At 61.6% G+C, this 22,418-nt stretch carries 18 protein-coding genes; 7 read left to right on the forward strand and 11 right to left on the reverse strand.

The annotated features are described in order from the left end of the window. Window positions 1–40: 40 nt before the first annotated feature. The 11 genes from ACLIKD_RS13365 to hemN all read right to left on the reverse strand — a co-directional run bounded on the left by ACLIKD_RS13365 (window position 41) and on the right by hemN (window position 11,571). Window positions 41–1,381 (reverse strand): sulfite reductase subunit alpha, encoded by a 1,341-nt coding sequence (locus ACLIKD_RS13365; RefSeq protein ID WP_428825460.1) that lies wholly within the window; start codon window positions 1,379–1,381, stop codon window positions 41–43. A gap of 85 nt (window positions 1,382–1,466) precedes the next feature. Further along, the gene (locus ACLIKD_RS13370; RefSeq protein WP_428825461.1) at window positions 1,467–2,291 is read right to left on the reverse strand and encodes a DUF4198 domain-containing protein; all 825 of its coding nucleotides are present in this window, start codon (window positions 2,289–2,291) and stop codon (window positions 1,467–1,469) included. Window positions 2,292–2,309: 18 nt separating this feature from the next. Further along, window positions 2,310–2,825, reverse strand: a complete 516-nt coding sequence (locus ACLIKD_RS13375; RefSeq protein ID WP_428825462.1) for a DUF2271 domain-containing protein — start codon at window positions 2,823–2,825, stop codon at window positions 2,310–2,312. Between the two features lie 18 nt (window positions 2,826–2,843). Continuing rightward, a complete protein-coding gene (locus ACLIKD_RS13380) occupies window positions 2,844–3,470 on the reverse strand; it encodes a PepSY-associated TM helix domain-containing protein (protein WP_428825463.1) in 627 nt (208 codons plus the stop codon). Window positions 3,471–3,761: 291 nt separating this feature from the next. Further along, entirely contained in the window at window positions 3,762–4,808 is a 1,047-nt protein-coding gene (selD, locus tag ACLIKD_RS13385) for a selenide, water dikinase SelD (RefSeq protein ID WP_428825464.1), read from the reverse strand. A 22-nt stretch (window positions 4,809–4,830) separates the two neighbouring features. Continuing rightward, a complete protein-coding gene (locus ACLIKD_RS13390; RefSeq protein WP_428825465.1) occupies window positions 4,831–5,037 on the reverse strand; it encodes a heavy-metal-associated domain-containing protein in 207 nt (68 codons plus the stop codon). 2 nt (window positions 5,038–5,039) lie between these two features. Continuing rightward, window positions 5,040–6,761 carry a putative bifunctional diguanylate cyclase/phosphodiesterase gene (locus ACLIKD_RS13395; protein WP_428825466.1) on the reverse strand — a complete coding sequence of 574 codons (1,722 nt, stop codon included), beginning with the start codon at window positions 6,759–6,761 and terminating at the stop codon, window positions 5,040–5,042. A gap of 54 nt (window positions 6,762–6,815) precedes the next feature. Next, a complete protein-coding gene (locus ACLIKD_RS13400) occupies window positions 6,816–8,996 on the reverse strand; it encodes a heavy metal translocating P-type ATPase (RefSeq protein ID WP_428825467.1) in 2,181 nt (726 codons plus the stop codon). Further along, a complete protein-coding gene (locus tag ACLIKD_RS13405; protein WP_226416719.1) occupies window positions 8,993–9,418 on the reverse strand; it encodes a universal stress protein in 426 nt (141 codons plus the stop codon). The genes ACLIKD_RS13400 and ACLIKD_RS13405 overlap by 4 nt, the downstream gene beginning before the upstream one ends. Window positions 9,419–9,431: 13 nt before the next feature. Then, window positions 9,432–10,103: a sulfite exporter TauE/SafE family protein gene (locus ACLIKD_RS13410; protein WP_428825468.1), complete on the reverse strand. Its 672-nt coding sequence runs from the start codon at window positions 10,101–10,103 to the stop codon at window positions 9,432–9,434. A gap of 64 nt (window positions 10,104–10,167) precedes the next feature. Next, window positions 10,168–11,571, reverse strand: a complete 1,404-nt coding sequence (gene hemN, locus ACLIKD_RS13415) for an oxygen-independent coproporphyrinogen III oxidase (RefSeq protein ID WP_226416721.1) — start codon at window positions 11,569–11,571, stop codon at window positions 10,168–10,170. A gap of 85 nt (window positions 11,572–11,656) precedes the next feature. Between hemN and fnr the strand changes: the two genes are divergently transcribed. From fnr to ACLIKD_RS13450, 7 genes are all read left to right on the forward strand, one after another. Continuing rightward, the gene (fnr, locus tag ACLIKD_RS13420; protein WP_428825469.1) at window positions 11,657–12,400 is read left to right on the forward strand and encodes a fumarate/nitrate reduction transcriptional regulator Fnr; all 744 of its coding nucleotides are present in this window, start codon (window positions 11,657–11,659) and stop codon (window positions 12,398–12,400) included. Window positions 12,401–12,567: 167 nt separating this feature from the next. Then, a complete protein-coding gene (locus ACLIKD_RS13425; RefSeq protein WP_226416723.1) occupies window positions 12,568–13,257 on the forward strand; it encodes a DUF3334 family protein in 690 nt (229 codons plus the stop codon). A gap of 244 nt (window positions 13,258–13,501) precedes the next feature. Beyond that, the gene (locus ACLIKD_RS13430; RefSeq protein WP_428825470.1) at window positions 13,502–15,397 is read left to right on the forward strand and encodes a cache domain-containing protein; all 1,896 of its coding nucleotides are present in this window, start codon (window positions 13,502–13,504) and stop codon (window positions 15,395–15,397) included. Between the two features lie 317 nt (window positions 15,398–15,714). Next, window positions 15,715–17,235: an acetaldehyde dehydrogenase ExaC gene (gene exaC / locus ACLIKD_RS13435; protein ID WP_428825471.1), complete on the forward strand. Its 1,521-nt coding sequence runs from the start codon at window positions 15,715–15,717 to the stop codon at window positions 17,233–17,235. A gap of 94 nt (window positions 17,236–17,329) precedes the next feature. Beyond that, the gene (locus tag ACLIKD_RS13440; protein ID WP_428825472.1) at window positions 17,330–17,701 is read left to right on the forward strand and encodes a DUF779 domain-containing protein; all 372 of its coding nucleotides are present in this window, start codon (window positions 17,330–17,332) and stop codon (window positions 17,699–17,701) included. 180 nt (window positions 17,702–17,881) lie between these two features. Next, window positions 17,882–20,038: a PAS domain S-box protein gene (locus tag ACLIKD_RS13445; RefSeq protein WP_428825473.1), complete on the forward strand. Its 2,157-nt coding sequence runs from the start codon at window positions 17,882–17,884 to the stop codon at window positions 20,036–20,038. A gap of 12 nt (window positions 20,039–20,050) precedes the next feature. Continuing rightward, window positions 20,051–22,264 (forward strand): GGDEF/EAL domain-containing response regulator, encoded by a 2,214-nt coding sequence (locus ACLIKD_RS13450; RefSeq protein ID WP_428825474.1) that lies wholly within the window; start codon window positions 20,051–20,053, stop codon window positions 22,262–22,264. Window positions 22,265–22,418: the final 154 nt, after the last annotated feature.

Here is a 22,418-nt window from a genome sequence, read left to right on the forward strand (position 1 = left end):
AACAGTTCGTAACAAAACCGCTCAGTCTGTAACCGGACGGCTAGAACAGATCCCGGCAGTAACGCCCGCCCTGCACCAGAGATTGATAACCATCAGGTCCGAGGATCTCGCGGATCGCCCGGTCCACGCCATCGCCCATGCCGGCCCGACTACCGCAGACATAGACCGCCGCCCCCCGGGCAACCCAGCTTCGGAACAGCTCGGCATGGGCCACCAGGCATTCCTGCACATAGAGAAAAGCTTCGCCGTCCCGGGAAAAGACGGTATCGAGACGTTCCAGTTGACCGGCGGCAAGCCAGCGCTCCAACTCGCCCTGCCGATAGAAATCATGCGCCCGGCTGCGCTCGCCGAACAGCAGCCAGTTCTCCTTCACGCCCGCCGCAATGCGCCCGGCAAGGTGACCGCGCAGGCCGGCGAGCCCCACCCCACTGCCGATGCAGATCAGAGGCCCGGCGTGATTCCCGTTGAGACGGAACGGATAATGTGGCCGCAAGCGCAGGGCAACCTCCTCGCCAGGGACCAGTCCCTGCGTCAGCCATCCGGAAGCGATGCCCGGCGTACCATCGTTGTTCCGGCGCACCCGAACCAGCAATTGCAGAGCGCCCTCATCAGGCAGGGAGGCAATCGAATAGTTGCGCGGACATCCCGGTTCCGCCGGCGCGATGATTTGCGCCAGATCCCCCGACTCCCACCGTGGTAACGGTTGCCCGCTGGCTTCAAAGCGCAGCCGATAAACGCCCTCGCCGGGACTGCCGGGATTGAGATGCTGGCGCTCGACCAGCCGCCAAGGCAAAAACTCGCCATCTGGTAAGTCCGCGAACTCATCGGCGCCGGCCAGTTGCGCCAGGCGGCCTTGCCAGTTGGCGAGCGCCTCCGGCTCGGCACGGTGCATGTCGATGCGGTCAAAACAGCGCCGCGCGCCGCGCGCCACCAGGCGTGCCTCCAGGCGCCGGCCGCAGCCGCAGAAATCCGGATAATCGCGGTCGCCCAGGGCCAGCAGCGCAAAGTCGACCCCATCCAGGGCGCGGTCGTCAGCCTCGAGCATTTCCGCGAAGCCGGCTCCGTTGTCCGGTGCCTCGCCTTGCCCGGCCGTGCTGACGACGAACAGGAAGCGGCCACCGGCCGCCAGTTGCTGGCCATCCAGCTCATTCAGCGGGCAACAGCGAACCGTCAGTGACGCCCTCTGCAACGCCAGGGCCGTCTGTCGGGCGATGGCTTCGGCGGTGCCGGTCTGGCTCGCATAGGCCACGGTCCAGGATTGCTCCTCCGTCGCCTCGGCCAGGCGACTTGAACGCCCTGCAGCCCGGCGGCCAGACCAGAGACACAGGCCGCTGTAGGCCAGGCTGAGGAAACCCGCCGCCAGCCAGCGGGCAGGTTCCAACGTTACCCCCATGCCTAGGCGACGGCGCGCCGACCAGCCTGGCCTGGGTCTCGGCGTGACCGGCAACGACTGGCGAACGGCAAACTCATTGCGGCAGCACCTCGAAGGTCCCGCCATAGTTGTAGCGCAATGCAGCCGGCGCCGGCCGCGGCTGGCCTTCAGGCAATTGGACGCGCGGCGGATAGCTGGCGTTGATCCAGTACATCTGGGCCATCGGCCAGGTCACCGAAAATTCGCCATTGGCGTCGGTAGTGACCGCCACTTCCCTGAGAACGCCGCGATAGCGCACGCCCCCGGGAACAATCGCCACACTCAGATTGGCTACCGGCCGGCCATCGAGCAAGAAACGGAAACGCGCCGACTGGCCGGCCAGGTAGTCGTTGGGATGGCTGAGCGGCAGCAGTTCGAGGCCCGAGCCGGTCGGCTTGATCACCGTCGCGTTGGGCTTTCCGGCAGTGACGTAGGTTTCCAGTCGGCCCAGCGTTCTGGTGACCATCAGCTCCTCGGCGTTGGCCGGAATTTCCGTCTTCAACTCCGTCGAATTGCCGCGCCAACGCTTCATTTCACCATTCTGCTTGTAACTTGCCATGGCGTTTTCGGAGACCAGCGCGATCCGGTAGGTACCCGGCTTGGCAAGTTTCAGGTCGACGCTGCTGCGCAGCTTGCCGGTCGAGGTTTGCGCCGGGCTCAGGGCTTCGCCGTCGGGGCCGGTGATACTCAGGCCGTTCAGGCTGAGGGCATTGGTGTCGATGTCGAACAGGCTTTCCGAAACAGCCGCATCAACGGTGATCCAGGGCTCATTGCCTTCGGCCTGGGTGGTCGATGGCAGCAGCCATTGGCGATGGGCGTTGGCGGCGGGGATCGAGGCGATCAGCAGGGCGGCGAGAAGCGTCAGCTTGAGCGTTTTCATGAGTGGTTCTCCCGAAAATCAGGGTTTTAGTTGAACGGTGACGTTGCCCAGTTCCTCAAGCCCCTTGCCGGAGGCCGTACGCGCCTCCTTGGGAGGCCAGGCGACCGGCAGGCGAACGACTTCCCGGCCACCGCCTTCGCGCGCCGCTTCGACGAGCAGGGTGTAATCGCCAGCGACCAGCTTGTCGATCGGCGCCTTGCCGGTCGAATAGGTCAGCGTGTGGATGCCCGGGGTGCGCGTCGCGCTGGTCACCGCATCGAGCGGCACTTCCATCTCTCGCCCGCCCTTGCGCCACCATTGGCGCAAGTCCTTGAGCCATTTGGTGCCGCCGTTATCGCGCTTCTTCTGGTCGTACCAGACCGCCAGCTGCGTCACCTGCGCCGTATCGTTCTTCTCCAGCCACATCGCGATGTAGGGGCGATGGTATTCGGCCACCGGCAACTGCGGAATTTCTACCTTCACCGAGAGTTCGGCGGCCATCCCTGGCGTCGTGGCACAGACCAGTGCCAGCAACAGTAGGCGTGAACATTTCATGGGCACTTCCTGTGATAGTCAATGAATGAACAACAGCGCGAGGAGCGCCGGAATGAGGACACCCAGGCCGACCAGCGGCCAGGTGGACAGCCGCTGTGCGGCATGCATCTTAAGAATGAGCAGACCGCTGAGCGAAAAGATCAGGCAACCGGCCGCAAAGACATCGATGAACAGGCTCCATGCCCCGCCGGTATGCCGCCCCTTGTGCAGGTCGTTGAGCCAGGAAATCCAGCCCCGGTCGGTAGCTTCATGTTCGACTTCGCCGTCAGCCAGACCGATACGCAGCCAGGCATCGCCGCCGGGGCGCGGCAGAGGGAAGTAGATTTCGTCGTCCGACCATTCGCCTCCCGCATCGGCGACATCGACCTTGAAATTGAGCGCCAGCCAGCGGGCAATGTCGAGCGGCAGCGCTCGCGGCTGTGCCGCTGGAGCACGGCTGATCTGCTGCAGGATTTCCAGATGATTGGCCGGCAGACTGCGCTTTTGCTGAACGGTAACCGGACTGGCCTCGATCTGCCCGGCGTGATTCAGCGTGATCCCGGTAACGCTGAACAGAACGATGCCGAGCAGACAGATGGCGGAACTGATCCAGTGCAGCTTCAACAGCGTCTTCAGCCATGCCGCCCGGCGCAATCCTGCCGCCAATTCGGGCGAACGCCCACCCGGCGCAGGCGAGGCTACGCGGGCAGCAGACGTGACAGGACAAAGGGAACGAAAGGAGAATTTGGGGGCCATGGCAACTTGTCATTGAAAGTTTGGCTGGCGCCCCGGAAAACAGTACCGGGATTGAAAACAACCCCGGCATGCCTTGGGAAAATCGGCTGGCTGACCGAATTATAACTGATAACCATTCTCAATCAAGTGCCTCAACACCTGACCGCCAGCCCCTTGTCGCACCAACCTCCCAAGCTGGCGCAACCGGGCCGATTTCGAGTTTTAGATCACGTCGACTCCCGGCGCCCCTTCGCCGATTTCGCCAATCACCGAAACGTGTGAAAAGCCCTGCTGCAGGAAGACCGACAGCACCTCGGTGACAGTTTCCGGGGTACAGGAAACGAGCAGGCCGCCGGAGGTTTGCGGATCGGTCAGCAGCGCCTTGGCCACGTCATCGATCCCGGAGGCCAGGTGGACACCGGCACCGTAACTGTCCCAGTTGCGCGCCGAGGCGCCGGTGACATGGCCGGCCTCGACGAACTCGCGGGCCCGGGCGAGCAGCGGCAGATCGGCAAAGCGTACCGTGCCGCGCACCTGGCTGCCCTTGCAGACTTCCAGCAGATGTCCGAGCAGGCCGAAGCCGGTAACGTCGGTCACCGCATGCACGCCATCGAGACAGGCCAGTACCGGCCCGGGGGTGTTGAGCTGGGTGGTGCTGGCAATCATCGCTTCGTAATCGCTGTCGCGCAGCGCATCCTTCTTCAGCGCGGCGCTATACACCCCGACCCCGAGGGCCTTGCCGAGAATCAGCTTGTCGCCCGGCCGGGCACCGGAATTGCGTTTCAGATGGGCCGGATTGACCAGACCGATAGCCACCAGTCCATAGATCGGCTCGACCGAATCGATGGTGTGACCGCCGGCAATCGGTATCCCGGCCGCCTGGCAAACCGCTGCCCCGCCTTCGAGGATTTTGGCGATAGTTTCCAGCGGCAGCACCTTGACCGGCATACCGACCAGCGCCAGGGCAAACAGGGGTGTACCACCCATCGCATAGACATCGGAAATCGCGTTGGTCGCGGCGATCCGGCCAAAATCGTAAGGGTCGTCGACGATCGGCATGAAAAAGTCGGTCGTCGCGACAATCGCCTGCTGCGGATTGATCTGGTAGACCGCCGCGTCGTCGCTGGTTTCGGTACCGACCAGCAGTTGCGACGGGACGATGCCCGGCGTCATGCCGGCAAGGATCTTTTCAAGGACGGCGGGAGCGATCTTGCAGCCACATCCGCCACCATGGGAAAGCTGGGTAAGTCTGATTGTTTCTTCGGCCACGACTGTTCTCTTCAGTATTCGGTTATTCGGCGTCAAAGCCGGCGTCTTCGATGGCCGCCAGCAGTTCTGCCCGCGTCACCGCCTGGGGATCGAAAGCCACCTTGGCTTCGGCCGCCTCCAGCGAGACCTCGGCCGAGGCAACGCCGGCCAGCCCGCTCAGCACGCCGGTAATGTTCTTGACGCACCCCTGGCAGCTCATGCCCCCCACTTTGATTACGGTATTTTCCATGCCTACTCCTGGTACAGGAACGGCTGCACCCGCAGCAATTCAAAAATCTCAGCCGCCGGCAAGGCCCGGCTGAAGAAGAAACCCTGGGCCATGTCGCACCCCATGTTGCGCAACAGCCGCAACTGTTCGGCAGTTTCAACGCCCTCGGCCAGCACCGTCAACCGCAAGTTGCGGCCCATGCTGACAATGGTCGAGGCAATCGCCTGATCGTCCGGATCGACTTCAAGATCGCGGATGAACGAGCGGTCGATCTTCAGTTTGCCGACCGGAAAACGTTTCAGATAAGCCAGCGACGAATAACCGGTTCCGAAATCGTCGAGCGACAACTCGACGCCCATCCGGTGCAGTGCCGACAGCGTCCCGATATTGACGTCGGCATCATGCATCACCGTCCGTTCGGTCACTTCCAGTTCAAGCAGACTGGCATCAAGCCCGGAGGCGGCCAACCCACCGGCCACCGCCTCGACGAAACCGGCCTGACGAAACTGGACCGGCGCGACGTTGACCGCCATGACCACCGCCGGCAGCCCGGCTTCGATCCAGGCTTGGGCCTGTCGGCATGCCTCGCCAAGTACCCAGTCGCCGATCGGGTTGATCAGGCCGCTCTCTTCCGCAACATGGATGAAGCGATCCGGCATGATCATCCCGAGATCCGGATGCTGCCAGCGAATCAGCGCCTCGACACCAACGATCAAGCCGCTCTGCAAGCAGACCAGCGGCTGGTAGTGCAGAACCAGCTCATCCTGTTTGAGGGCCCGCCGCAGGTTGCTCTCCATCAACAGTCGTTCGAGCGTTGCCGTATTCATCTCGGCGGCATAAAACTGGAAGGTGTTGCGCCCCAGCTCCTTGGCCTTGTACATCGCCGTATCGGCATTGCGCAGCAGCGTATCGATATCCTTGCCGTCCTGCGGAAAAATGCTGATGCCGATCGATGGCGTCACCGTCAGTTCGTGCCCGGCGACGACAAACGGCAATCCGCACTCGCCCAGCAAACGCCGCGCCACATCGGCAGCCGCCGCAGCCTGGATGCCGGGCATGGCGAGAACGAATTCGTCGCCACCGAGGCGGGCCAGGGTATCGACCCGGCGCACCGCCGCCGACAACCGTTGGGCAACCGCACAGAGCAATTCGTCGCCGACACTGTGGCCGAGCGAATCGTTGATCCGCTTGAAGTGGTCGAGATCGAGAAACATCAACGCGACAGCCGACGTTTCACGCTCGGCAACGGCCAGCGATTGCATCACCCGGTCACGCAGCAAACGACGATTGGGCAACCCGGACAAGGGGTCGAACTCGGCCAGTTCGCGCACTTTCAGTTCCGCCGCCTTCTGCACCGAAATATCGACCACCGTCCCGACCGAGGCCGGCCGGCCATGGAAAACCGAGGGCGAGCCGAGAATGGTGACCGGGAAGACCGAGCCATCCTTGCGCACCGCGGTCAGCTCGTAAGACTGGCCGCGCACTCCGGAAATGCGCTCGTCCATCTGCTGCAGGACAAAGGGATGCTCATCGGGAGAGATCAGGTCAAGCGGCCCCAGGCGATCGACCATTTCCTCGACCGTATAGCCAAACAACTTGAGCATGAAGGGATTGACGTACTTGAAGAGACGATCCTGCAGAACGAATATACCGACCTGCGCGGCCTCCATGGTGGCCCGGAACAGCTCCTCGTTTTCCGAAGCACCGCCCGGCACGCCGGCCTTCCGACCCGAGTCAGCCTGCACCAAATATTTCTCCCTGACCCCTGCGGTCATCTAGCCTTCACCAATCTCTTTCTGTCACTTCCGCGGAACGGCTGGCCGCCAACGCTTGAGCAGCAGCGAATTCGTCACGACGGAAACCGAACTCATCGCCATTGCCGCGCCGGCGAAGACCGGGTTGAGAAAACCCAGTGCGGCAAGCGGTATGCCGAGCACATTGTAGATGAAGGCAAAGAAAAGATTTTGCCGGATCTTGCCGAGGGTTGCCGTGGAAAGGTCGATGGCATCGGCGACACCGTGCAGGTCGTTGCGGATCAAGGTCAGGTCGGCTGCCTCGATCGCCGCATCGGAGCCGGCCCCAATGGCGAAGCTGACATCGGCGGCGGCGAGCGCCGGCGCATCGTTGATGCCGTCGCCAACCATCGCCACCAGACCGCCGCCGGCTTTCAACTCGGCCACAGCCGCCGCCTTGTCGCCGGGCAGAATGCCGGCGCGAAACTCGGCGATGCCCGCCTCCGCGGCAATCGCCGCCGCGGTCGCCGCATTGTCGCCGGTCAGCATGACCACCCTGATGCCCCGTTCGCGCAAGCGCGCCACGGCTGCTCGCGAGCTTGGCCGCAGCGCGTCGGCAATGGCGATCAGGGCCAGCACCTGCTCCGCCTCGGCCAGCACAACGACGGTTTTCCCCGACTGCTGCAAGGCAAGTACCGCCGGATCGTCGGCGGCGCCAAGCCAGTCAGGCGAGCCGAGACGCAACGAACGCCCGTTTACTTCGCCGTGCACGCCATGCCCCGGCAGCGCCTTGAAATTCTGCACTGCCGCGCTGTCGACCACGCCCCCTTGGGCAACGGCCTTGGCAACGATGGCCCTGGCCAATGGGTGCTCGGAATTCTGTTCGAGTGCCGCCGCCCAGCGCAAGACATCGGCCTCGCCAGTGCCCCGCGTCACGACGTCGGTCACCTGCGGTTTGCCGCAGGTCAAGGTGCCGGTCTTGTCGAGCGCCAGCACCTTGATATGTTCGGCGCGCTCCAGCGCCTCGGCATTCTTGACCAGGATGCCGGCCCGCGCCCCCTGCCCGGTCCCGACCATGATCGCCGTCGGCGTCGCCAGGCCGAGGGCGCACGGACAGGCGATGACCAGCACGGCGACGGCGTTGATCAGCGCCTCGGCCAACAGCCCGGAATACAGCCACCAGCCGACAAACGTGCCCAGCGCAATGACGCACACCACCGGCACGAAAATCGCCGAAATCCGGTCGGCCAGCCGTTGCACCGGCGCTTTCGAGCCCTGCGCCTCGCCAACCAGCCGGATGATGCCGGCCAGCAAGGTATGTTCGCCAACCCCGCTGGCCCGACAACGCAACGCCCCTTGCCCGTTAGCCGTTGCCGCGAAAAGCTTGTCGCCGGCGCGCTTGGCGACCGGCATGCTCTCGCCGGTCAGCATCGCCTCGTCCACACTCGACTCGCCATCGATCACTTCGCCATCGACCGGCACGCTCTCGCCCGGACGAACAAGAAAGACATCGCCCGGCATCAAGGCATCGACCGGCATTTCCACCCACTGGCCGTCACGTTCGACACGCGCCGTCTTCGGTTGCAGACGGATCAGCGACTCGATGGCCTCCGATGTCCGGGCCTTGGCCCGCGCTTCCAGCAGTTTGCCGAGCAGCACTAGGGTAATGACGGCTGCCCCGCCTTCGAAATAGACATGCTGATCGAGCGCCAACAGCGTGACCACGGTCGAGAATCCCCAGGCCATGCTGGTCCCGAGGGCAACCAGCACATCCATGTTGGCCCCGCCGCCCCGCAACGACTTGTAGGCGCCATCGTAGAAACGCCAGCCGATCCAGAACTGCACCGGAGTTGCCAAGGCCAGTTGCAGCCAGCGCGGCAATTCGTTCAAATGACCATGCTCGCCGAACATGAACAACATCTGCCCGACCAGCGGCAAGGTCAGCGCCACCGAAATCCAGAAGCGGCGGATTTCCCTGCGGTAAACCACCAGTTTTTCGGCCTTCTCACGCGCCCGGGTCTGACTGTCGACCACCTCAGCCGAGAAGCCGGCCTTGGCCACGGCGGCGATCACCGCCGCCTCGTCGACCGTATCAGCCAGCCGCACCCGGGCGCGCTCGGCGGCCAGATTGACGTTGGCCTGTATCCCCGGCTGCCGGTTGAGGACTTTTTCCAGACGCGCCGAGCAAGCGGCACAGGTCATGCCCCCGATCGAAAATTCGACGACCCGGCTGTCGTTCTCGCTCATTTGACCAGCAGCACCGGGATTTTCGTCAGATGCAGCACCCGATTGGCCACCGAACCCATGACCAGCTCCGTCACGCCGCTACGGCCATGCGTTCCCATGACGATCAGCTCGCAACCAAGCTCATCCGAGACTTTGGCGATCACTTCCGCCGGCTGCCCGACATGGATGTGCGTCGTGTGGAAAAGCCCCGCGGTATCCAGTTTTTTCTGGGCGGCGAGCAATTGCTCCTGACTTTCCTCACGGTAGTAGGCATGCAGCGTTTCCGGACCGATATGGGCCTGCACGCGGCCAATCGGAATCGGCGCATGGACATGCAGCAGGTGAATTTCCGGCACCTCGCGGAACCATGCGCAATGGGCAATCAGCTGATCGACCGCGCGCAATGCGCAATCCGAACCATCAACCGGCAACAAAATTTTCATCGTGACTCCCGTCCTAAATCCAGCCCAGCAAGCGCATCAGTCCGAACAGCCCATAAAAGCCAAAGCCAAGCACCAACAAGCCGGAAACCATCCGCACCGCCGGGCGACGCACGAATTCGTTCAATCGAGCAAACAAGATGCCCGCCAGCAGAAGATTTGGCAAGGTCCCGAGACCGAAAGCCAGCATCAACAAGGCACCGCGACCGGCTGATCCGGCAGTCAGGGAACTGGCCAGCGCGCTGTAAACCAGGCCGCAAGGCAGCCAGCCCCAGAGCAGACCGAGCGGAAAGGCCTGGGCAAAACTCCTGGCCGGCAGGAAGCGCTTGGTCAGCGGCTGGAGACGACGCCAGAGATGCTGACCGGCCCGTTCGGTGAACGCCAGCGCGCGCGTTACGCCGAGCAGATAGAGGCCAAGCGCGATCAACATCAGGTTGGCCAGGAAATAGAGGATCAGGCGCACCGGCACCTGGCCTTCGAGTCCCAGGCTGGCGGCGCCCAGAGCCCCGGCAACGGCACCGGCTGCCGCGTAGGAAATGATCCGTCCGGCGTTGTAGGCAAAAAGCATGGACCAACGCGCCGGTGCGCCCATCGACAAGGCGCCGACGATGCCACCACACATGCCGACACAATGGGTGCCGCCAAGCAGACCGACAACAAACAGGGCGAGAAAAGCGGAATCAGGCATTGTGCGACATGGAAAAGGCAAAAGCGTGCAGTTTAACCTGCACGCCGATGCCCCACCACGACGTTCAGATTACCTTGGAGTAGCGCGTCCGCTGGCGATCGGCCCGCAGATAGCGGTCGAAGACCATCGAGATGATGCGAACCAGCATGCGCCCCGGCGGCAGGACCGTGATCCATTCGCGTTCGATCTTGAGCAGACCGGCCCGTTCCATTTCCTTCATGTCGTCGAGTTCGGCGGCGAAGTACTCGTGGAAATCGATCAGATGCGAGCTCTCGATACTTTCGATCGACAGTTCGAAATGGCACATCAGTGCCTGAATGATCGAACGGCGCAGGATGTCGTCGGCAGTCAGTTCGATGCCGCGGAACACCGGCAGCATTTTGGCATCCAGCCGGTCGTAATACTCGTCCAGGGTCTTGACGTTCTGGCTGTAAGTCGGGCCGACCTTGCTGATCGACGAAATGCCGAAGGACAGCATGTCGCAGTCGGCGTAGGTCGAATAGCCCTGGAAATTGCGGTGCAGCCGCCCCTGCCGCTGGGCAACGGCAAGTTCGTCGTCCGGCTTGGCGAAGTGGTCCATGCCGATGAAGACATAACCGGCTTCGGTCAGTTTCTTGATGGCCAGTGCGAGAATCTGCAGCTTGGCATCGGCCGACGGCAGATCGGGTTCGGCGATCCGGCGCTGCGGCTTGAACAGGCTCGGCATGTGCGCATAGTTGTAGATCGACAGGCGCTCCGGATCCATCGCCAGCACGCGTTCCAGTGTGCGGTTGAAACCCATCACCGTCTGGTGCGGCAAGCCGTAGATCAGGTCGACCGAAATAGACTTGAAGCCATTGGCCCGTGCCGCCTTGATCACGTTGAAGGTTTCTTCTTCGCTCTGCACCCGGTTGACGGCGACCTGGACGACCTCGTCGAAATCCTGCACGCCGACGCTCATCCGGTTGAAACCGAGTTCGCCGAGCAATGCCACGGTTTCGTAATCGACCTTGCGCGGATCGACTTCGATCGAATATTCGCCACCGTCGAGCAGCTTGAAATGCTTGCGCGTCTCGGCCATCAGCTGTCGCATTTCGTCATGCGACAGGAAGGTCGGCGTACCGCCGCCCCAATGCAGCTGAATGACTTCGTGCTCGCCATCCCGGCCTTCCAGGCTGGCGCTCTGCAAGGCCAGCTCCTTGGCCAGATACTTCAGGTACTTGGCGCTGCGCCCGTGATCCTTGGTAATGATCTTGTTACAGGCGCAGTAATAGCAAATAGTGTTGCAGAAGGGGATGTGGAAGTATAATGACAGCGGACGGCTAATGCCGCCGATGTTGCGCTTGCCGAGCCAGAGTTTGGCAGCGTCCGAGTCGAAAGCCTCGACGAAACGGTCGGCCGTCGGATAAGACGTGTAGCGAGGGCCGTTTACGTCGAAACGGCGAATGATCTGAGGATCGAAGACGAGGTTTTCAGTTGCGAAATTCATGGGACATGCCACCAATAGTTGGCTGGATTATGTTCGGATGGAGCAATTTAGCGGTTGACATGGATCAAGCTAACGCAGGTTGCCAATGCCTCAAACAGTCCCACTGAATCAAGATATTTCATTGTCCGTCATCAAGACGGCTTGTTCGAATTGTAACCTGCGCGAGCTGTGCTTGCCGTATGGTCTTAACCTTGAAGAACTTGAGCGTCTCGACGACCTCGTTTCGACGCGCCGCCGCATCAAACGCGGCGACCATCTATACCGCGCCGGGGCTTCTTTTGACAGCATCTACGCCATTCGCAGCGGCTTCTTCAAGACCGACGTACTGCTCGAAGACGGCCGCGACCAGGTCACCGGCTTCCAGATGGCCGGCGAGCTGCTCGGCCTCGACGGTATCAGCACCGAATTCCACACCTGCAACGCCATTGCGCTGGAAGACAGCGAGATCTGCTCAATCCCCTTCTCGCGCCTGGAAAGCCTGTCGCGGGAAATCCAGAATCTGCAGCACCATTTTCACAAGGTGATGAGTCGCGAAATCGTCCGCGACCATGGCGTGATGATGCTGCTCGGCACGATGCGCGCCGAAGAGCGTCTCGCCGCCTTCCTGCTCAACCTGTCCCAGCGCTTCACGGCGCGCGGCTTCTCGCATGCCGAGTTCTATCTGCGCATGACGCGCGAGGAAATCGGCAGCTATCTCGGTTTGAAGCTGGAAACCGTGTCCCGGGCCTTTTCCCGTTTTCAGGAAGAAGGTCACATTGCGGTTCAGCAGAAGCACATCCGGATTCTCAACGTCAACGGCCTGAAGGCCCTGATGAATCACCGCCACTAAGCGGTTTCGTCCGACCCCAGAAGCAAGCCGGGCGGGCTGGAGCGGTGTAGTCGAGGCCGGCTGTCGAATAAACGGTCAAACGGCGGCAAGTTGCTGATATCGGGCAAAGAGGCCGGGAGCTATGCTATACATACGCCATTCTCCTACCGCAGGGCCATTTCAGAATCATGAACACGCCAGAAAGCTCCGTCGTATTCGGCACCGAAGACATATTGCTCAGTTTGTGCAACTCGGTGACCCGCGTCCTGACCGTCGCCACCCAAAGCCAGATCCACTTCTCCGGCATGGTCCAGCGCATCACCAAGACCTGCCTGAAGCCGGATATCGGCTGCTTCGTCCTGTTCGACGGCGGCTTCTCCGGCTTGGTGGTCATCAACTTCTCGGCCCAGGCCGCCATGGAGTTGTATGAGAGCTACATGCTGAGCATGGGCATGTCAAAGGATGATCTGGCCAGTTCCCACACGTCGGATGAAGTGAGCAATGTCATGGGCGAGCTGATGAACCAGATCGTCGGCGACTTCACCGGCAAGGTGGCGCGTGAGCTGCAGACTCATATCACGCAGAATCAGCCGAAAATGCTGGTCCTCAACAAGCAGGTGATGTTGAGCGTAGACACCAATCTCGACAAACCCGAAGCCCGCCGCGTCACCTTCTACACCGGCCACAACAACATTTTCTATCTCGAACTGGCGATTGACCGGACCGAGTTCATCAAGTTGTTCGACTTCGAGGCCAACGAGGCTCCGGATCCGGATGATCTGATCGCTCAGGCCAACGCGCAGCCGGCGCCCCAGCCTGAGCCGCAACAGGCGCCGACGAACGAACACGACGACCTACTCAAGTCCCTCGGCATGTGACGCCGGCGACCTGCCCGCTGTTGCTGTTTACAGCGGGCAGGCGAAACAATCACCTCCCCGCCCGGCCTGAACGGCCACATGTTTTTCCCGCATCGGCGCTGTTTTTCGCGCCGCCTGTTGTCGACCGCGGAAGTTAAGAGGATACTACTTTAGTCATATAAAAATTACCGTGCTCCATGCCCGGGCAGAGAAAAATTGTCAGTTTTCTGGCGTCACATGCCGGAGCCTGACAGGGAGAGAGACCATGTTCGCTCCATTGAATCGACTTAGTGTCCGCAACCGGATATGGAGCATCGTGCTCATTTTCATTGGCGGTACCGTGCTCGGCATCACGATTGACGTGCTGATGCTGAAACAAACGCTGCGCCAGGAAAAAGAGGCCACCATCCGGCAAGTCGTCGAAAGCGCTTATGGTGTCGTGGCCCACTATCGCGATCTGCAGCAGAACGGCACCCTGAGCCGGGAGGCGGCCCAGGCGGCGGCGATTAGTACGATCAAGGGCATGCGTTACAACGGCGAGGAATATTTCTGGATCAACGATAACCAGACGCCGGCCCGGATGGTCATGCATCCGCTGATGCCGGAGCTCGATGGCCAACCCCTGCTCGACGAGAAGTTCAACTGCGTCACCAGTCTGCGTAGCGGTTCGGATGGCCCGTTTGTCTCTACCGACGGGAAGAAACATATTCTGCAAGCCGTCGCCGAAGTGGTGGGACAAACCGGCCACGGCTACGTCACCTATTTATGGCCCAAGGTCCAACCGGGCGGCGGCCTTGCCCAGCAAGGCTTTCCCAAACTTTCCTACGTCAAGGAATTTGCCCCCTGGGGCTGGATCATCGGCTCCGGTATTTATATCGACGACATCGATGCTGCAGTGCGCGTCCGGGCAACCCTCAATCTGTTGCTGCTGCTCGGGATGAGTACTGCCTTGCTGCTGCTGACCAGCCTGATCGCGCGCAGCATTACCCGGCCGCTGCAAGCCACGATGCAGACCATGCATGGCATCGCCAAAGGCAATGCCGATCTTGACCAACGGGTGCCGGTCGAGGGACGCAGCGAAATTGCCGAACTGGCCAGCAATTTCAATCAAATGCTTGATCATATTCAGACCCGTGACCGGGCGCTGCTCAGACACCAGGAAGTCCTCGAGGAAGAAGTATCCAGTCGCACCGCCAGCCTGCGTGAAGCAAATATCAAACTGGATGCTGAACTGAGCGAACGCAAACGTCAGGAAACGATATTGCAGGAAAACTTCGAGCACGTCCGGGCCTTGAACAAGCAGCTCGAAGATGCCCAGAACCAGCTCCTCCAATCGGAAAAAATGGCCTCGATTGGCCAGCTGGCGGCTGGCGTCGCCCATGAGATAAACAACCCGATTGGTTTTGTCAGTTCCAATCTGGGGACATTGAAAGAATATATCGACGACTTGCTGGGCATCATCCAGGCCTACGAAAAAGCCGATCCGCTGCTGGCCAGCCAGCCCGAAATCAACTCGGTCATTGCCGCCCTGAAGAAGCAAGCCGATCTCGGATTTCTCCGCAAGGACATTGGCGTCTTGCTCGGTGAGTCGCGCCAAGGGATAGAGCGGGTCACGAAAATTGTTCAGAACCTCAAGGATTTTTCCCGGATAGACAGCTCGGACTGGGCTGCAGTCAATCTCGAGGATGGTCTTGACAACACTTTGGGCATCCTCGCGAACGAGATCAAGGGCAAGGCCGATATCGTCAAGGAATATGCTGGACTGCCACGTGTCGAATGTCTTGGTTCGCAATTGAACCAGGTATTCGTGATTCTGCTGGGCAACGCCGCCCAGGCCATCGAGTCGCACGGCACGATCACCATCCGCACCGGTTCGACCGAGGCCGATGTCTGGATCGAAATAGCCGATACCGGCAAGGGCATTTCGCCGGAAAACATCAAACGGATATTCGATCCCTTCTTCACCACCAAGGCGATTGGCAAGGGCACCGGGCTTGGCCTCTCGCTGGCTTACAGCATCGTCCAGAAACACCATGGAAAACTCGCGGTGGTCAGCGAAGTCGGCGTCGGCACTTGTTTCCGCATCGAGATTCCCTGCGTTCAGCCGAATGCCCGCCCCGGCGTTGCCGCCCCCGCTGCCGTCGCCGAGACGATGGCGTGAAATAAACGAAGCCGGTTCGACCAACCGGCTTCTGTGACGAGGCAAATGCCTCGCCAACAACCCCCTGCTCAAAATCTGAACAGTTGCTGAAAATATGATCAGCACGGGTTCCCTGGCGAATCCCAGGTCAGTCACAAAGCACATCTCAAGCCACTGATTTAACGCAATTTTCGCCAAGCCACCCCGCCCTGGCGGCGGCTGGCACACGGCGTGCACCTGTACTGGCACGAGTCGCAGCAGGACGAGGATTTCAGCAACACGGCCTGCCGCCCTTGAATCGATCGCTCGCAACTCATATCCAGAAACAGGAGACAAACATGATTTATGCATTCCCCGGTGCTGCCGGAGCCAAGATTGCCTACCAGGCCAAGTACGACAATTTCATCGGCGGCAAATGGGTTGCCCCGGTCAAGGGCGAGTACTTCAGCGTCGTCACGCCGATCAGCGGCAAGCCCTATACGATGGCCGCCCGCTCCACCGCCGAGGATATCGAACTGGCCCTCGATGCCGCCCACGCCGCTTTCCCGACCTGGGGCAAGACCTCGCCGGCCGAACGCTCGAACATCCTGCTGAAGATCGCCGACCGCATCGAAGCCAACCTCGAACTGCTGGCCTATGCCGAAACCGTCGATAACGGCAAGCCGATCCGCGAAACGCTGAATGCCGACATTCCGTTGACCGTCGACCACTTCCGCTACTTCGCCGGCTGCCTGCGCGCCCAGGAAGGCGGCATTTCCGAGATCGACGAATTCACTGCTGCCTACCACTTCCACGAGCCGCTCGGCGTCGTCGGCCAGATCATCCCGTGGAACTTCCCCATCCTGATGGCCGCCTGGAAGCTCGCCCCGGCCATCGGCGCCGGCAACTGCGTGGTCCTGAAGCCAGCCGAATCGACCCCGATCTCCATCCTGATCCTCGCCGAACTGATCGCCGACCTGCTGCCGCCGGGCGTCCTCAACATCGTCAACGGTTTCGGCCGGGAAGCCGGCATGCCGCTCGCCACCAGCAAGCGGATCGCCAAGATCGCCTTCACCGGCTCGACCTCGACCGGCCGCGTCATCGCCCAGGCCGCCGCCAACAACCTGATTCCGGCGACGCTCGAACTCGGCGGCAAGTCGCCCAACGTCTTCTTCGCCGACATCATGGACAAGGACGACGGCTTCCTCGACAAGGCCATCGAAGGTTTGGTGCTGTTCGCCTTCAACCAGGGCGAAGTGTGCACCTGCCCGTCACGGGCACTGATCCAGGAATCGATCTACGACAAGTTCATGGAGCGCGTACTGAAGCGCGTCGCCGCCATCAAGCAGGGCAGCCCGCTCGACACCGAATGCATGATGGGCGCCCAGGCGTCGCAGGAACAGATGACCAAGATCCAGACCTATCTCGAACTCGGCAAGCAGGAAGGCGCCGATTGCCTGATCGGCGGCGCCCGGGCGCATCTCGGCGGCGATCTGGAAGGCGGCTTCTACATCCAGCCGACGCTGTTCAAGGGCCACAACAAGATGCGCATTTTCCAGGAAGAAATCTTCGGACCGGTCCTCGCGGTGACCACCTTCAAGGACGAAGCCGAGGCCCTGGCGATTGCCAACGACACGCTGTATGGCCTCGGCGCCGGCGTCTGGAGCCGTAACGGCAACGTCGCCTACCGCATGGGCCGCGCCATCCAGGCCGGCCGCGTGTGGACCAACTGCTACCACGCCTACCCGGCCCACGCCGCGTTCGGCGGCTACAAGGAATCCGGCATCGGCCGCGAGACCCACAAGGTGATGCTCGACCATTACCAGCAAACGAAGAACCTGCTGGTCAGCTACAGCGAAAGCCGGCTCGGCTTCTTCTAAACGAGGAATCGGCTCCTCTCGCCCGATTGCGGGCAAGTTCAGGGGGCGGGAAACCGCCCCCTTTTTTCCGCACCATCCGTTTGAGGAGATTCACATGGCAGACCGCGTCATCGCCACTCCGGCCGCGCTCGAACTGATCGAGATCCTTAAGCAGCAATACGGGCCGGCGCTACTCTTCCATCAGTCGGGCGGCTGTTGCGACAACAGCGCCGCCAACTGTTATCTGCCCACCGACCTGACCATCGGCCCCTACGACGTCCACCTCGGCGAGATCGGCGGCGTCCCTTTCTACATCAGTGCCTCGCAATACGAATACTGGAAGCACACGCAACTGATCATCGATGTCATTGCCGGCCAGGGCGGCACCTTCTCGCTCGAAGGCTCGACCGGCAAGGCTTTCCATACCCGCTCACGGCTCTTCAGCAACGACGAATGGGCCGAACTGCAGGCCGCCGGACTCGTCTGACCGGCCAAGAAAAGATCCCCGGCCACCAGTCCGGGGATTCCCAATAAGACGTCAGGCCAGGGGTCTTGCAACCCAACAAGACAAACTCATTCCTGATATCCGCCCCCCTGGAAAAAACGCTTGCAGCATCAAGGTCATAATGCAAAACTGGCAATAATATTAAATTCGGCAATATGTTAAATGACTGCATCCGAATCACCAAAAAATGCTAAAGCCCCACCCGGCGGGCTGCTTGGCGAAGGCGGCGGACGCATCCGGGATTACCTCGCCGAAGGCGAGAATAGCTTTGTCACGCTGTTCGACAGCGCACCGCTGCCGATGTCGTGTTCGATTCTCGAAGGTGACGATCGGGCTTTGAAGTCTTTCTGGAACCAGGCTTGGTGCGAAGCATTCGGCTACCCTGAGCAACAGGTTCAGGGAAAAAGCAGCCTGAGCTTCAATTTATGGGTAGACCCGGAAAAACGTCGCAATCTGCTACGTCTGGCGAACCAATCGAAATGCATCCAGAGCATCGAAAGCGAATTGCGCCATGCCGATGGCTCGATCCGCCAGGTCACCATCTGGGCTCGCCGCATCGATATCGAAGGCCAGACCTGGATAGTCATCAATTACCAGGACGTCACGGCGCAACGCCAGCTCGACCAGGCGCTGCAGGAGGCCACTGCCCAGCTCCGGGAATTCCGCGAAATGGTTGAAAGCTCGAACGATGCAATGATGCTCGTCGAGGATTACCGGATCATCGAATGCAACCAGGCGGCCGAGCATCTCTACGGCCTGCCGCGCGCCAGCCTGATCGGCAAACACCCGGCCGAGCTGTCGCCGGAACATCAGGCTGATGGCGAGAAGTCAGCGGAACATGCCAAGCATCTGATGGACGAAGCAATGGCCGGCCGGATGCAACGTTTTCTCTGGAACCACCGCCGGGCGGATGGCTGCGTGTTCACCTCCGAAGTCACCCTCAATCCGGCGATGAGCAACCAGCGCGCCGGCCAGGCCGGGCGCAAGCGCTACATTTCGGTACTCCGCGACGTAACCGAGGCCAACCGGGCCGCCCTGGCCTTGCAGGAAAGCGAACTGCGTTTCCGCCAGTTGTTCGAGCAATCGCCGATACCGCTCGCACTGTTCACGCCGGATGGCCGCGTCGGCACGATCAGCCACCAGTTCTCGCAACTGTTCGGCTACGCGCTGGAAGACGTGCCCGATATTGTGCACTGGGGCTGCCTGGCCTACCCCGACCCGGCCTATCGGGCCGAAATAAAGGGCATCTGGGAAAGCAGCCTGGCCAAGATGCTGCGCGATGGCAGCGAGATGAAGCCGATCGAAGCCAAGGTACGCTGCAAGAACGGCGAAGACCGCAGCGTCCTGATCGGCAATGCGCTGATCGGCGACAGCATGCTGGCCAGTTTCTACGACATCACCGAGCGGCGGGCCGCGCAGGCCGAACTGGAAGCGCTCAACCAGACGCTGGAAAGCCGCGTCGAGGAAAGAACGCATTCCCTGCAGAATGCCATCGCCGACTTGCGGCGCACCCAGGACGACCTGGTGCGCTCCGAGAAGCTGGCCGGACTGGGTTCCCTGGTCGCCGGCGTGGCGCACGAACTGAACACGCCGATCGGCAACGCGGTGATGGTCGCCAGCACGATGAGCGATCAGTGCCAGGCTTTCGAGGCCGCGATCGCGGCAGGCCTGCGCCGCTCGGTACTGGATCGCTTTGTCGGCGACTGCCGCGAATCGACGCTGGTCATTGAGCGCAACCTGCAACGCGCCGCCGAATTGATCAGCAGCTTCAAACAGGTGGCGGTCGACCAGTCGAGCTACCAGCGCCGCCCCTTCGAACTGGCCGAGGTGCTGCACGAACTGCAACTGACACTGAGTCCGATGCTGCGCCGCAGCCACGTCACGCTGAGCGAAGATATCGGCGCAGGGATCCGCATGGACAGCTACCCCGGCCCGCTGACCCAGGTCCTGATGAACATCGTCAACAACGCCGTGATCCATGCTTTTGAAGGGCGCGACAGCGGCAACATGATCATCTCGGCTCGCCGACTGGCCAACGACCGGGTCGGCATCCGGGTCAGCGACGACGGCACCGGCATCGATCCCAAACATTTGCCACGCATCTTCGATCCCTTCTTCACCACCAAGCTCGGCCGAGGCGGCTCCGGACTCGGTCTGCATATCGTCTACTCGCTGATTACCGAACTGCTCGGCGGTAGCGTGCGCATGGAAAGCCAACTCGGCCACGGCGCCACCGTCATCATCGAACTGCCGCTGCGTGCCCCGACCAGCACAAGCGCCGACCCAGCCGCCAGCCGAACGCCTCAACGCATTGCCTGAAAGAGTATTGCCATGAATAGCGACTCCCCGATTTCCCTCGATGATCCGCTGATGGTCATCGAAGACGACAATGAAACGCTGGTTGAAGAACGCAGCAGCAGTAGCTGGAAAATTCTCGTCGTCGATGATGACGAGGATGTGCATACCGCCACCGAACTCGCCCTGCGCGGCCTGAGCATCGAGGGCCGTTCGCTCGAACTGGTCCACGCCCACTCCGGGCAGCAGGCCTGCCAACTGGTGGCGGCCGACGACGGGTTCGCCGTCGTGCTGCTCGATGTGGTGATGGAGTCGGAAGATGCCGGACTGAAAGTGGTTTACTACGTCCGCGAGAAGCTCAAGCGGAGCGCCTTGCGGATCATCCTGCGCACCGGCCAGCCCGGCTACGCCCCGGAGCTGGAGACGATACGCAGCTACGATATCAACGACTACAAGACCAAGTCGGAACTGACCCGGGTCCGGCTATTCACCAGTCTGACTACCGCGATCCGCGCCTACCAGCAGATGCGGGCCCACGAAGCGATGCGGCGCGGTCTCGAACTGGTGGTCAAGGCCAGTACCGAACTGACCAAGCTGCATGGCATGAAGATGCTGGCGCAAGGTGTCGTCGGCCAGCTCTGCGCCTTGCTCAACATCGAGCCGGAAGGCCTGATCTGCGCCCAGGCCGGGCTGGAAAACAGCGACGAGCCGGCCCGCATTATCGCGGCCGCCGGCCAATTCAGTAGCCAGGTTCCCTGCCCGCTGCATGAGCTGCAAGACCCGGCCGTGCAGCAGGCGCTCGAACAATGCCTGAAGGAAAAACGCAGCATCTACGAACCCGATCTGCTGCTCTATTTCGCCACCGAAGGGGGGCGCGGGCTGGCCGCCTACGTCCGCATCGCACGCAAGCTGGAAGACCTCGACCGGCATTTGCTCGAAGTCTTCTGCGCCAGCATGGCGGTCGGCTTCGAGAACGTGCTGCTCTACGGTCGGCTGGTCGATCAGGCGTTTGTCGATCCGATGCTGCGCATCCCCAATCTCAACCGCCTGCTCGAACAACTGGCCGACCCGGAACTGGATCGCGCCGGGTCGACGCTGGCGGTCATCGACATCGATGATTTCTCGATCATCAACGACACCTTGAGCCATGAATTTGGCGACGCCATGCTGCACGCCGTGGCCGAGCGGCTGCAGGCGAAATTGCCGCGAAGCGGCATCGCCCGACTGGGCAGCGACATCTTCGGCGTGCTCGGCCCCTCCGCCGAAGTACAGCCGGAGCACCTCCAGGAAGTCTTCGCCGAAGCCTTCGGGGTCATGGGCGAACGCCTGCGCATCAGCGCAACGATCGGCCTGGTCCGGCTCGGCGACATGCAGCGCAACAGCCCCGAACTGTTGAAGGATGCCCACGTTGCACTGAAGCAGGCGAAAATCCGCCAGCGCGGCAGCAGCAGCTATTTTTCGCAGTCGATGGGCCAGGACGCCCGCGAACGCATGCGCCTGCTCAGCGGGCTGCATGAAGCCTTCGAATCACACCTGTTCTTCATGGTGTACCAGCCCAAGCTCAACCTGGCTGATGGCCGGCCGAGCGGCATGGAAGCCCTGCTCCGCTGGCGTCGGCTGGACGGTCAGTTGGTGCCGCCCGACCGCTTCATTCCGCTGGCCGAACAATCGGGCATGATGGTCGCCATCGGCACCTTCGTGCTGCGCACCGCCTGCAACAAGCTGGCACGCCTGCGCGCCGCCGGCCATCTCGGCCTGACCATGGCGATCAATGTCTCGCAAGCCCAACTGCGCGAACCCGACTTCGTCGATGTGCTGCGCAGTGCGCTGAGCGAGGCTGGCGTCCCGCCGGCACAGGTCGAACTCGAAATTACCGAGTCGATGGCTGCCGAAGACCTCGCGTTGATCCAGCAACTGCTCGGTGAGATAGTCGCCCTCGGCGTCAAGATCGCCATCGATGACTTCGGCACCGGCTTCTCCTCCTTGAGCGTCCTGCGCAAACTGCCGGCGCACCGTCTGAAGATCGACCGCAGCTTCATCCAGGAAATCGAAAGCGATGACAGCATCGCCCGCATGGTGATCGGCCTCGGGCACAGCCAGGGCATGCAGATCACCGCCGAAGGCGTCGAAAACGAAGCGCAACGGGAAATACTCTGCCGCCTCGGCTGCGATGAAGGTCAGGGCTGGCTGTTTGCCCGCCCGCTGGAAAAAGAGGCATTATCGGAGTGGCTGGAGCAACATCAGGCTTAGGCAAGCTCGCCACCGGCGCCGGCGTCGTGTGCCAAGGGGGCAAAGCACCGAGTCCCTACACCCTAGCAGGCACGGATTCCAATACCCCCTCAATAGGTCAGCTGTGCCCAAGCTGGCAGATGGGCATGGCCGCAGTGAATTTTCTACCGGCCTT

Origin of the sequence: Azonexus sp. IMCC34842 (genome assembly GCF_050368855.1) — a bacterium.
GTDB classification, from domain to species: domain Bacteria; phylum Pseudomonadota; class Gammaproteobacteria; order Burkholderiales; family Rhodocyclaceae; genus Azonexus; species Azonexus denitrificans_A.

Bases quoted from the DNA above. Each gene is read 5' to 3' on its own strand.
- ACLIKD_RS13370 (WP_428825461.1), bottom strand. From the start codon at position 2,291: ATGAAAACGCTCAAGCTGACGCTTCTCGCCGCCCTGCTGATCGCCTCG.
- ACLIKD_RS13375 (WP_428825462.1), bottom strand. From the start codon at position 2,825: ATGAAATGTTCACGCCTACTGTTGCTGGCACTGGTCTGTGCCACGACG.
- ACLIKD_RS13390 (WP_428825465.1), bottom strand. From the start codon at position 5,037: ATGGAAAATACCGTAATCAAAGTGGGGGGCATGAGCTGCCAGGGGTGC.
- ACLIKD_RS13400 (WP_428825467.1), bottom strand. From the start codon at position 8,996: ATGAGCGAGAACGACAGCCGGGTCGTCGAATTTTCGATCGGGGGCATG.
- ACLIKD_RS13405 (WP_226416719.1), bottom strand. From the start codon at position 9,418: ATGAAAATTTTGTTGCCGGTTGATGGTTCGGATTGCGCATTGCGCGCG.
- ACLIKD_RS13410 (WP_428825468.1), bottom strand. From the start codon at position 10,103: ATGCCTGATTCCGCTTTTCTCGCCCTGTTTGTTGTCGGTCTGCTTGGC.
- hemN (WP_226416721.1), bottom strand. From the start codon at position 11,571: ATGAATTTCGCAACTGAAAACCTCGTCTTCGATCCTCAGATCATTCGC.
- fnr (WP_428825469.1), top strand. From the start codon at position 11,657: ATGCCTCAAACAGTCCCACTGAATCAAGATATTTCATTGTCCGTCATC.
- ACLIKD_RS13425 (WP_226416723.1), top strand. From the start codon at position 12,568: ATGAACACGCCAGAAAGCTCCGTCGTATTCGGCACCGAAGACATATTG.
- ACLIKD_RS13430 (WP_428825470.1), top strand. From the start codon at position 13,502: ATGTTCGCTCCATTGAATCGACTTAGTGTCCGCAACCGGATATGGAGC.
- exaC (WP_428825471.1), top strand. From the start codon at position 15,715: ATGATTTATGCATTCCCCGGTGCTGCCGGAGCCAAGATTGCCTACCAG.
- ACLIKD_RS13440 (WP_428825472.1), top strand. From the start codon at position 17,330: ATGGCAGACCGCGTCATCGCCACTCCGGCCGCGCTCGAACTGATCGAG.
- ACLIKD_RS13445 (WP_428825473.1), top strand. From the start codon at position 17,882: ATGACTGCATCCGAATCACCAAAAAATGCTAAAGCCCCACCCGGCGGG.
- ACLIKD_RS13450 (WP_428825474.1), top strand. From the start codon at position 20,051: ATGAATAGCGACTCCCCGATTTCCCTCGATGATCCGCTGATGGTCATC.